Raw genomic sequence first — 12,326 nt, forward strand, 5'->3', positions numbered from 1 at the left:
AACGCGATGCCAGAGGGCACATGGCGGCCATGCGCCCACACATACTCATCACACCAACCACAACTCACACCAACCACAACACAGAAAGAACACCGATGACCACCACACCGTTCCTCAGCCGCCTTGCCAGCGAGCCGCACGCCCTCATGTTCGCGGGCCAGTCCACGCCGTGGACGTCCGCGCTCGCCGAGCTGGCCGCCGGCCCACAGCTCGACGAGGCGTTGCACAACTACGCGCGCCTTGCGCACGACCTGCTCGCGCCGGTGGGCGCCGAGCTGCTGGCCACGACCGGCCGCGAAATCGATTTGTTCGGCTTCACGCCGAATCCCGTGCATCTGGGCGCCGCGGCCGACGCGACCGCGAGCGTCGAAGGCATCGCGCTCGCGCAGCTTGGCGCGCTGCTCGACGCCGCCCAGCTCGGCTACGACGTGGTCCATGCCGCCCCGCGCGCGCTGCTCGGCCACTCGCAGGGCATCCTCGGCGTGCACATGGCCCGTGCGATCATCGACGCCGGCTCCATCGAAGCCGCGCGTGATGCCATCAGCGAGATCCTCGCGATCGCCGCACTGATCGGCGCCGCCGGCACGCGCGAGGCCCGCGCGCACGGCATGGTGCCGCGCTACGGCGACGCCACGCCGATGCTTTCGGTGAAGGGCATCATGCCGCGGCAGGCGGACGAGCTCATCGCCCGTGTGAACGACGCGCGTGGCCCGATCGCCGTGGCCGTGATCAACGCGATGGACCATGTGGTGCTCTCCGGCCACCCGCAGGACCTCGCGTCGTTCGCTGTGGAAGTGGACAAGGAGCACGCGCACCAGGCGCAGCTGCGCGCCGACAAGGTGCGCGGCGGCCGCGTGTTCGACCCCACGCTCGAATACCTTGATGTGACGCTGCCGTTCCACAGCCCGCTCATGGAGCGCGCGGTGGAACTCGTGGGGCAGTGGGCGGCCGCGTGCGGCATCGACGCCGCGCACGCGCGCGAACTCGCGGCCGAAGTGCTGCTCAACCAAGTGGATTGGTCCACGCAGGTGCATGTGCTGCTCACCGCAAACGACCCGCGCGATCTGTGGGTCGTGGACCTGGGCCCGGGCACCACGCTCACCAAGCTCTTCGCGAACAACGCGCAGGGCACGGGTGTGGGCATTGTGGAGGCCTCCGGCACGGCCGCGCGCACCGCTCTCACCGAACCCGGGTTCACCCCGGCGCGCACGCAGGACTGGTCGCGGTTCGCCCCGCGCGTGGTGCGCACCGCGCACGGCGACACGATTTCGACCGCGTTCACGCGCCTGACCGGCAAGCCGCCGGTGCTGCTCGCCGGCATGACGCCCACGACCGTGGAGCCCGAGATCGTGGCGGCCGCCGCGAACGCCGGCTATTGGGCGGAACTCGCGGGCGGCGGTCAGGTGACGGCCGAGGTGTTCGACCGCAACATCGCCAAGCTCGAAGAGGAGTTGGACGAAGGCCGCACGGTCGAATTCAACGCGATGTTCATGGACCGCTACCTGTGGAACCTGCAGTTCGGCACCCAGCGCATCGTGCCGAAGAAGCGCGCGAGCGGCGCGCCGATCGACGGCGTCGTCATCTCCGCCGGCATCCCCGAGCTGGACGAGGCGGTGGAACTCGTGCGCGCTCTCAACGCGGACGGCTTCCCCTTCGTCGCGTTCAAACCCGGCACGGTCGAGCAGATCCGCCAGGTCGCGGCGATCGCGCGCGCGGTGGCGCCGGCGAAGATCCTCATGCAGGTCGAAGGCGGTTCGGCGGGCGGCCACCATAGCTGGGAATCGCTCGACGACCTGCTGTTCTCCACGTACGCGCAGATCCGCGAGCATGAGAACCTCGTGCTCGTGGCGGGCGGCGGCATCGGCACGCCCGAACGCGCCGCCGACTACATCAGCGGCGAATGGGCGGCGCGCTACGACCGCCCGAACATGCCGGTGGACGGCGTGCTCGTGGGCACGGCCGTCATGACGGCGAAAGAGGCGCACACGAGCCCGGAGGTCAAGCGCATGCTCGTCGATACGCCGGGCATCGATGCCGGCGCGAGGAACGGCGACGTGTTCGCGCCGCTGGGCGAGCAGTGGGTGCCGAGCGGGCAGGCCGTGGGCGGCGTCACATCCGGCCTGAGCCATCTGCACGCCGACATCTACGAGCTGGAGAACGCCTCGGCGCGCTGTGGGCGCCTGCTGGTGCGCGTGATGAAGCACCCCGAGGAGCTGGTGAGCCGCCGCGCGGAGATCATCGACGCGCTCAACGCCACCGCCAAGCCGTATTTCGGTGATCTGGGCACCATGACGTACCTCGACTGGGCGCGCCGATTCGCCGAACTCGCGTTCCCGTGGGCCGACGGCACGTACGCCGACCGGTTCCTGCACCTGCTGCAGCGCATCGAGGCGCGCGTGATCGACCTTGAACAAGGCGAGTTCACGCCGATGTTCGCCGCGCGCGGCGATGTGGAGGCCGATCCGTTCGGCGCGGTCGACGCATTGCTCGCCGCCTACCCGCAGATCGCCGAACTGGTGGTGTCGCCGATGGACGAGGCGTGGTTCACGACACTCGTGCGCGAATACCCCAAGCCCATGCCGTTCGTGCCCGCGATCGACGGCGACCTGCTGCGCTGGTGGGGCCAGGACCAACTGTGGCAGTCCGAGGACCCGCGCTATTCGGCCGATTCCGTGCGCATCATCCCCGGCCCGATCTCGGTGGCCGGCATCACGACCGTGGACGAGCCCGTGGCGGACATCCTCGGCCGCTTCCGTGACGCGATGACCGCGCGCGTGGCCGGAGGCGCTCAGCCCGCGGCGGAACCCGTGTTCGCGGCGCTCAGCGACGTGCGCAGCGCCGAGGACTTCATCCGCGCAAGCGCCAACATCTCGTGGATCGGCCACGTGACGGCCAACCCGGCCTACGGCACCGAGCGCGGCAGCGCGCAGTACGAGCTGCGCCATGTGGGCCGTGACGAGGCTGCGGGAGTCGAGCGGTTCGACCTTGACATCCATCTCGACACGTTCTGGGACAACGACCCGGACGGCGGCCTGAGCAAGCACGCCGTGCGCGACATCGTCATCCCGCTCAACGTGGCGCTCGACGCGACCGGCACGATCCCCGTGGTGGACCGCGAGCGCCTGCCCGAACACGTCTACCGCATGCTCGCGGCCACCGCCGGCATCGGCAACACCGCGATCACCGGCGACGCGCTGACCGCGATGCCCGACGTGCGTCCAGCCGGCGACGCGCAGGAGTTCCCGTTCGGCGTGGCGCAGTCCGTCTATACGCTCTCCGCCAACCTCGGCGCCGACCACGAGGCCGCCACCGGCGGCGCGCTGCCGCTCGACCTGGCGCCGTCGCGCATCGCGCCCGACGCGCTCGTCGGCCCCGCATGGCCCACGATCTACGCGGCGCTCGGTTCGGTCATGGTGGATGGCTATCCGGTCATCGAGGGCCTGCTCAACGCCGTGCACCTCGACCACCTCATCGAACTCGAAATGCCCGAGGCGGAACTGCTCGAGCACACCGGCGAGCGGATCACACTGTATGGCTGGGCGGAACAGTATGCGGAATCCGCGTCGGGGCGCGTCGTGACGATCCATGTGGAGCATCACCTCGCCGACGGCACGCTCGTGGCGCGCGAAACCGAGCGGTTCGCGATCCGTGGCCGCGCGTACAGCGACGACCTGCCCACGCCCGCGCCGAACTACGGCGGCCTGCTCGAGGACATCCGTAAGACGCCGCGCCGCGTGCTGCGCCGCGTCACCGTGCGCGCGCCGCACGAGATGACGGCGTTCGCACGCACGTCGGGCGACTTCAACCCCATCCACACGTCGCACCGCGGCGCCGCGATCAGCGGGCTCAAGCAACCGCTCGTGCACGGCATGTGGCTTTCCGCTACGGCACAGCACGCGGTGCAGGCACTCGACAACGCCGGAGCGCATTACGAGATCGCCGGCTGGACCTACAACATGTACGGCATGGTGCAGCTCGATGACGACGTGGAGATCACGGTGGAGCGCATCGGCCGCGTGGCGCACGCGGGCCTCGTGCTCGAGGCGACGTGCCGCATCAGCGGGCAGATCGTCTCGCGCGGCACCGCCATCACGCGGCCCGCGGCGAGCGCGTTCGTCTACCCGGGCCAGGGCATCCAGCAGCAGGGCATGGTGCTCGGCGAGCGCGCCAAGTCCGCGGCCGCGCGCGACGTGTGGGAGCGCGCCGACAGGCTCACGCGCGAGCGGCTCGGATTCTCGATCCTCGCCGTGGTGCGCGACAACCCCAAGGAGCTCACCGCGAACGGCGTGACGTACCGCCACCCCGAAGGCCTGCTCAACCTGACGCAGTTCACGCAGGTCGCGCTCGCCACGGTCGCGTTCGCGCAGACCGCGCGGCTGCGCGAGGCGGGCGCGGACATCAGCCCCGCGTATTTCGCCGGCCATTCGCTCGGCGAATACAACGCGCTCAGCTCGTTCGCGGGCGTGATCCCGCTCGAGACCGTGCTCGAGCTCGTGTTCCACCGCGGTTCGACGATGCACCATCTCATCGACCGCGACGCGCAGGGCCGTTCCAACTACCGCATGGGCGCGCTGCGGCCGAACCAGTTCGGCGTCGACGACGCGCATGTGCGCGAGTATGTGGAGTCGGTCGCGCAGGCGAGCGGCGAGTTCCTGGAGATCGTCAACTACAATCTGGCGGGCCAGCAGTACGCGGTGGCGGGCACGATCGCCGGACTCAAGGCGCTCGCCGAGGATTCCGCGCGGCGCGTGGCGGAGTTCGGCGGCAAGAAGGCGTTCATGTTCGTGCCGGGCATCGACGTGCCGTTCCACTCCACGCTGCTGCGCAAGGGTGTGCCCGAGTTCCGCGACAAGCTCGACGCGCTGCTGCCCGCGCACATCGACTACCGCGGGGCGCTCGAAGGCCGGTACATCCCGAACCTTGTGGCCGTGCCGTTCGAGATGACGCGCGAGTTCGCGGCGGCGATCCTCGAAGTGGTGCCGTCCGAGCGGATCGCCGAGGCGCTCGCCGACAGCGATGTGTGGGAGGCGTATGCGGCAGACGACCAGAAGCTCGGCCGCCTGCTGCTCACCGAACTGCTCAGCTGGCAGTTCGCCTCGCCGGTGCGCTGGATCGAAACGCAGGCGCTGCTGTTCGGCTCGGCCGAACAGGGTGGCCTCGGCGTGGAGGAATACGTGGAGGTCGGCCTGGGCAATGCGCCGACGCTCGCGAACCTGGGCGCCAAGACGCTCAAGCTGCCCGAGTTCTCGCGCCGCAAGGTGACGGTGCTCAACGTGGGCCGTGACGAGGCCCGCATCTACATGACCGACACGGATTCCCTGGCCCCCGAGCCGGAGTCCGCAGGTGCCGAGGCGTCGTCCGCCGCCGCGTCGTCTGCCGTCGCCTCCGCTTCTGCAACCCCAACCTCTGCTACGGGCAGTGCTTCCACCGCTACGGGTAGTGCTTCCACCGCTACGGGTAGTGGTCAGGGTGCCCAAAACCCCGTAGAATTCGGGCGTGTTGCCGCAGAAAGCACTACCCGTAGCGAAGAAGGCACTACCCGTAGCGCGCAGGCGGCGGCTACAGACGGTGCTGGTGCACAGGGTGGCGCACAGGGCGTGTCGGGGAGCGACGTGGCGGATGTTCCGTTCAAGGCGCATGACGCGATCGCCACGCTGCTGGCGTACGCCGCGAAGATCCGCCCCGAGCAGATCGGCGGCCAGGACACGACCGACACACTGACGAACGGCGTCTCGTCGCGCCGCAACCAGCTGCTCATGGACATCAGCTCCGAGCTGGGCGTGGCGAGCGTGGACGGCGCGGCAGAGGCGAGCATCGACGCGCTCAGCGCGCTCGTCGACAAGGTCGCCCCCAACTACAAGGCGTTCGGCCCCGTGCTCGCCGACATCGTGCGTGACCGCATGCGCGGCCTCTTCGGCGCCGCCGGCATCAAGACCGCGCAGGTCGAGGCGCGTGTGCGCGACGTGTGGGGTCTGGGCGAAGGCTGGGCGAGCCGCGTCGTCGCCGCGCTCGTGCTCGGCACGCGCGAAGGCACCAGTGCGCGCGGCGGCGATCTGGCCGAGCTCGGCACCGACACCGCAACCAACGCGGCGCAGGCGAACGCGCTGATCGACGCCGCCGTGCAGCTCGTCGCCTCGCAGCAGGGCATCGCCGTGGCCAAGCCGTCCGCCGGCGGGTCCGCGGGTGGCGCGGTCGTCGATTCCGCCGCGCTCGACGCGTTCGCCGCGCAGGTGACCGGATCCGACGGCGTGCTCGCGCAGACCGCGCGCTTCGTGCTCGGCAAACTCGGCCTCGACGAGCCGGCGCCCGCACCGGAAGACGACGCCAATGCGGCGGTCGTGGCGGCGGTGGAAGCCGAACTCGGCGCCGACTGGCCCGAGCAGGTGGCGCCGCGCTTCGACGCACGCAAGGCGATCCTCTTCGACGACCGATGGGCGAGCGCGCGCGAAGATCTGGCCCGCGCGTTCTACAACAACGATGCGGCTGCAATCGCCGGCGACTTCAGCGCGCTCGGCGAGGCCGTGGCCGCCGAAGCGCGCTGGTTCGCCGAGCGGGCGCGCGAAGACGGCCGCGCCGATCTGGCCGACCGCTACGCGCAGATCGCTGATGCGGCGGCCGCGTCCGCAATCGCCGATCCCGCGCCGTACGCGGGCGACGTGGCCGTGGTGACCGGCGTGGCGCCGAATTCGATCGCCGCGCAGGTGGTCAACGGCCTGCTCGCGGGCGGCGCCACCGTGATCGCCACATCGCACAGCTTCCGCCCGTCCGTCAAGGCGTGGGCGCGCGAGACCTACCGCACGCACGCCCGTGCCGGTGCGCAACTGTGGCTCGTCCCCGCCAACTTGTCGAGCTACCGCGATGTGGACGCACTCGTGGACTGGGCGGGCCATGTGCAGAAGAAGACGAACGGCGCCACCACCACGGTGCTCAAGCCGGTGTACGAGCCGAGCCTGTTCTTCCCCTTCGCCGCGCCGCCCGTGCACGGTTCGCTCGCCGATTCGGGCGCGCTGTTCGAATCGCAGGCGCGCCTGATGCTGTGGGGCGTGGAGCGCGCGATCGCCGGATTCGCCGCGATCGGCGCCGACACCGATGTGCAGCACCGCCTGCATGTGGTGCTGCCTGGTTCGCCGAACCGCGGTGTGTTCGGCGGCGACGGCGCGTATGGCGAGGTCAAGAGCGCGTTCGATGCGATTGTGAACCGTGCGCGCGCCGAGCACGACTGGTCCGGCCGCGTCACCTTCGCCCACCCGAAGATCGGCTGGGTGCGCGGCACCGGCCTCATGGGCGGCAACGACCCGCTCGTCGAGGTGGTGGAACGCCACGGCCTGACCACGTATTCCACCGAAGAGATCGCGGCGGAGCTGCTCAAGCTCGTCTCCGCCGACGCGCGCGACCAGGCGCGCACGGCGCCGCTCGACGTGGACCTGACCGGCGGTCTGGGCGGCGCGCCGATCGACATCCGCGCACTGCGCGCCGAGGCGATGGCCGACGCCGCGCTCAACGAGGCGGCCGCCGAAGACGCCGCAGCCGAGGCGCGCGCGTCGATCAAGGCGCTGCCGAGCCCGCACGTGCCGCGGCAGGCGCGCGTCGACCTCGCCGAATGGCAGGGCGTGACCGCGCGGCCCGAAGACCAGATCGTGATCGTGTCGGTGGGCGAGCTCGGCCCGTGGGGCTCGGGCCGCACGCGCGCCGAGGCCGAACTCGGCATCCGCGCGGACGGCCAGGTGGAGCTCTCCGCCGGCGCCGTGCTCGAACTGGCGTGGGGCATGGGCCTGCTCAGTTGGGCCGATTCACCGACGCCCGGCTGGTACGACGCGGACGGCAATCTCGTGCCGGAGGAAGACATCGCGCAGCGGTACCACGACGAGGTCGTGGCGAAGTCGGGCGTGCGCCCGTTCGCCGAGGGCATGGGCGCCGACTACCGCGACGGCACCGACGAAGAGGAGGCCGAGGTCTATCTGGACCGCGACGTGAGCTTCAGCGTGCCCACGCGCGCGATCGCCGAGGAATACGTGAAGATGGACGAGGCGTACACGTCCATCGCGGCCGACGCCGAAAGCGGCGAGTGGACCGTGACACGCCACGCCGGGTCGATGATCCGCGTGCCACGCCGCGCCACCATGACGCGCACGGTGGGCGGGCAGTTCCCCGACGGATTCGACCCGACGAAGTGGGGCATCCCCGCCTCGATGGTGGGCGATGTGGACCCGATCGCACTGTGGAACATCGTGACGACCGTCGACGCCTATCTTTCGGCCGGCTTCTCGCCGAGCGAGATCCTGCAGGCCGTGCACCCGTCGATGGTCGCGAGCACGCAGGGCACCGGGTTCGGCGGCATGGCGTCGATGCGCAAGCTGTATTTGAACCGCTTCCTCGGGCACGAGATCCCCACTGACATCCTGCAGGAGGCACTGCCGAACGTCGTGGCCGCGCATGTGATGCAAAGCTACATCGGCGGCTACGGCAACATGGTGCAGCCGGTCTCGGCGTGCGCCACGGCCGCCGTCTCGCTCGAAGAGGGCGCCGACAAGATCGCGCTCGGCAAAGCCGACTTCGTGGTCACCGGCGCGATCGACGACATCGGCGTGGAGTCGGTCATCGGGTTCGGCAACATGAACGCCACCGCCAACTCGGGCGACATGCTCGCCAAGGGCATCGAACCGCGGTTCTTCTCGCGCGCCAACGACCGCAGGCGCGGCGGGTTCATCGAATCGCAGGGCGGCGGCACCGTGCTGCTGACGCGCGGCAGCATCGCGCTCGAACTCGGCCTGCCCGTGGCCGGCGTGGTCGGGTTCGTGCACTCGTACGCCGACGGCGCACACACATCGATCCCCGCGCCGGGACTGGGCGCGCTCGCCGCCGGCATGGGCGGGCGCGAGTCCAAGCTCGTGCGCGACCTGGCGGCGCTCGGTGTAACGCCCGACGACATCGCCGTGGTCTCCAAACACGACACGTCCACCAACGCGAACGACCCGAACGAATCCGAACTGCACAACACGCTCGCCCACGCGATCGGGCGCGCCGAAGGCAACCCGCTGTTCGTGATCTCGCAGAAGTCGCTCACGGGCCATGCCAAGGGCGGTGCGTGCATCTTCCAGGTGAACGGCATCACGCAGCTGTTCACGTCGGGCGTGGTGCCGGCGAACGCGGCGCTCGAATGCGTCGACCCGAAGCTCGCGCGCGACGACCACATGGTGTGGCTGCGCGAACCGCTCAACCTGGGCGCGCGCGGCACGGTGAAGGCCGCGCTCGCCACGTCGCTCGGATTCGGGCATGTGAGCGGGTTCGTGGGGCTCGTGCACCCCGGCGCGTTCGAGGCGGCCGTGGCGCGCACGGCCGGCGCGGAGGCGCTCGAGCGGTGGCGTGAGCGTGCGAAGGGGCGACTGGCCGCGGGCCGGCGCCACTTCGAAGAGGGCATGATGGGGCGCGCCGCGCTCTACGAACCGATCGACAACCGCCGCTTCCGCGAGGACGGCCGCGGCTACGACGCGCACGAGGTCGAAAAGGCGATGCTGCTCGACCCGTCCGCGCGCCTGGGCGCCGACGGCACCTTCGCGTAGCGGGGGCGGTTGTGCCGTAAGGGCCTGCGTATGCTGAGGGGGCGTGGTTCATGCTTGATGAACCACGCCCCCTTGGTTGTGGTGATTGTCTGTCTGGCATGGCTGGTTTCTAGACTGGCGGTGGCAACGCATGATGCAGTGTGAGGAGGCGGTCGCATTGGGAATACTCGGCATCGGGCACGACGTGGTGGATGTGCGCGCGTTCGGCGAGCAGCTCGCAGAGCCGGGCTCGCGGATGCGCGCGCTCTTCTCCGCCCGCGAATTGCGGCAGGCGCGGATGCGCGCCGAGCTGAAGCACGACGGGGAGTCCGTGCACCTCGCCGGCAAATGGGCGGCCAAGGAGTCGGTCGTCAAAGCGTGGTGCGCGGCGCTCGGCGGTGGGTCGGCGCCGTACACGCTCGACAACACGCCATGGAGTGGCATCGAGATCCTTGGCGACGCGCGTGGTGTGCCGCATGTGCTTCTGCAGGCGGGTGTGCACGCCGAGCTTGTGCGCTCGCTGGCATGCCCGGTGCATCCCCTTCGGGCACAGGGCGTGTGCGCGGCGGATGCCATGCCCGCCGGCGCAGCGGCGTGCACTGATGGGGGATTGCGGTGGCATCTGTCGATTTCGCACGACGGTCCGATCGCCTCCGCAGTGGCCGTTCTGGAACGTGCGGAGTGAGACGCGCGACGGTGGGCCGGATGCGCGTGGTACGGTGTGACGCTCCACCCCGTAAGATTCATGGAGGGGAGCGGCGGTGGCCGTCGGCGCGCGGGTTTCCCGCTGGCTGGACGCTTCGGCACCCCTTGTGTATAATGGCACACGTTGTTTCGCGAGAGACGGCACGCGGATGTAGCTCAATGGTAGAGCCTCAGTCTTCCAAACTGATTACGCGGGTTCGATTCCCGTCATCCGCTCTCATATATACCAACGATCCCGCCCGAAACCCTTGGAAAATAGCCGATTCTAGAATCTCAAGAATCCCATGAACACGCATGAGTCACATTAAGTGTGAGCCAAGTGTGAGCCACAACCACCACACACGCGATCCACCACACTCACCGCCAACAGATCACCACACCACACATGCCCGGCTTACTCATTCCGCAGCGGCATTTACACGTTTACTCTTTCTTTTACTCATTGCACCCCGCACCCCTTGGAAACACTTACTCTTGCTACTCTTTCTACACATCACACACACCCCCGCACGCACATGTAGACTTTCATGCCCATGCTTAGACTTTCACTGAGACTTTACACTCCGCACCCCTTGGAAACACTAAGACTTTACATACTTTCTAGACTTCACACCCCCGCACGCACATGTAGACTTTACACCTCCGCATTGTGACCCACGTCACGCTTCACGCCATGAGATGCCATGGCGCCCCACCACCCCACGGGCCCCAACTGGATAACGCCGCGTTATCGGGTTACACGCAACACACGCGCATGTCATGACGGCGGCAAAGGGTGCTGCGATCCACGAGCATCAGGCGCAACAATGTCAATCCGGCAGTTTTGGGACGTCCACCGACCACCAGCAGCATAGAAGCCCCTAAACGCTGTTTTAACGCACGCACACTGCCAACACGATAAACCCTACGCACGCACCTACGTACGCACGTTAGAACCGCGGTAGAAGAACGCATGGGGGCGGGGGAGGGTACCCGGTATACTATTGATTTGGCCGCTGCTGGTTCTGGTTCTCGGGCTGAATGCGTCCGGGGACTATTTGAACAAGCCGTGACACCCTGCCGGAATCGTTGCAATTCGAGGCGTGTCGCGGAATATTTCATCTCCCAAAAACCGGGCGAACGTGATACACTTGAATAGCTATCCTTTCGATGTCTGGATACCAAAAGGCCCCCGCCAAAAACGGGGGCCTTTCTCATATCAGGCTGCGGGCAACACGACCTTGCCGATACGCTCCGGGTGGGCCAACCCGTAGCCGAAACGCATAACGAGGCGCATCACGGACGAATCGAATGTAAACAGCGCATCTTTGCTGACGGCCGCTTCCACCTGCGACGCGGAAACGAAAATATCCTTGGCGCTCAGGGCCAACACGGTGTCAGCCGCAGCATACGAGTTGAAGAAAACGGGAACGTTGAAGAGCCTCGGTTCCGCGCTGGATGTCACGTCTGGGGCGATCAGCGGGCGACCGTCCTTCGCCGTCAACGCCATGAGACGCGCCCATACGCTGTAGCGCATGACAAGCGCGGAAGGTTCTCCACCATGGTCGGTGATCTTACTCAGCACGGTCAGGATCGGTGACAGGTCTTTGAGGTCGGTGACCGTCTCCGTGGTCAATCCATCCAACTGTGCCAAGCCAGCCGGGGTGCCCGCCGTCGCATCAGCCGCAGCCGACAGGAACATCGCATCAACCCGGTTCGTCACCGCGTTCGCCGCGCTCGTGCTCACCAACTTCGTCGCATCAGTGTACGTCAGAGCCTCATTTGTAATGGGTATCGTCAACGCAACCTTGTGAGTCGCGATTTCAATCTCGTTGAGCGCGGCCGAGGTCTGGGTGATCTCGGCACCCTCGGCCACGATCCCCGCCGTAGGGTCAGTCTCCACATACGGGATACGCACGCGCGGCGCATCACCATGAATCGTCACCGTCGGTGTCGCACAGTACTGGTTGAGCGCGATCGCGTCCCGGATCACCTCTTCTGGCGGCAGCAAGTTGGTGTCAGCGAACGCCGCCTTCGTCGGGGTCGTCTTGAACATTTGCGCCGCGATCGCGGGGTTCGGTGTAATGGTATCAGCCATTTCAA

At 68.0% G+C, this 12,326-nt stretch carries 3 protein-coding genes and 1 tRNA gene; 3 read left to right on the plus strand and 1 reads right to left on the minus strand.

All coding sequences use genetic code 11. The features are described 5' to 3' along the window. The first annotated feature begins 95 nt into the window (after positions 1-95). The 3 genes from PG2093B_RS01675 (at position 96) to PG2093B_RS01685 (ending at position 10,460) form a co-directional block, all read left to right on the plus strand. Positions 96-9,560, plus strand: a complete 9,465-nt coding sequence (locus PG2093B_RS01675) for a type I polyketide synthase (RefSeq protein WP_129896868.1) — start codon at positions 96-98, stop codon at positions 9,558-9,560. A gap of 130 nt (positions 9,561-9,690) precedes the next feature. Further along, a complete protein-coding gene (locus PG2093B_RS01680; protein ID WP_242502775.1) occupies positions 9,691-10,224 on the plus strand; it encodes a holo-ACP synthase in 534 nt (177 codons plus the stop codon). Between the two features lie 165 nt (positions 10,225-10,389). Next, a tRNA-Gly gene (locus PG2093B_RS01685) sits at positions 10,390-10,460 on the plus strand. 982 nt (positions 10,461-11,442) lie between these two features. On the opposite strand, the gene PG2093B_RS01690 is transcribed toward PG2093B_RS01685, so the two are convergent. Further along, positions 11,443-12,321: a phage major capsid protein gene (locus PG2093B_RS01690; RefSeq protein WP_129896869.1), complete on the minus strand. Its 879-nt coding sequence runs from the start codon at positions 12,319-12,321 to the stop codon at positions 11,443-11,445. Positions 12,322-12,326: the final 5 nt, after the last annotated feature.

Origin of the sequence: Bifidobacterium pseudolongum subsp. globosum (genome assembly GCF_004155535.1) — a bacterium.
GTDB classification, from domain to species: domain Bacteria; phylum Actinomycetota; class Actinomycetes; order Actinomycetales; family Bifidobacteriaceae; genus Bifidobacterium; species Bifidobacterium pseudolongum_C.

Bases quoted from the DNA above. Each gene is read 5' to 3' on its own strand.
- PG2093B_RS01690 (WP_129896869.1), bottom strand. From the start codon at position 12,321: ATGGCTGATACCATTACACCGAACCCCGCGATCGCGGCGCAAATGTTC.
- PG2093B_RS01680 (WP_242502775.1), top strand. From the start codon at position 9,691: ATGATGCAGTGTGAGGAGGCGGTCGCATTGGGAATACTCGGCATCGGG.
- PG2093B_RS01675 (WP_129896868.1), top strand. From the start codon at position 96: ATGACCACCACACCGTTCCTCAGCCGCCTTGCCAGCGAGCCGCACGCC.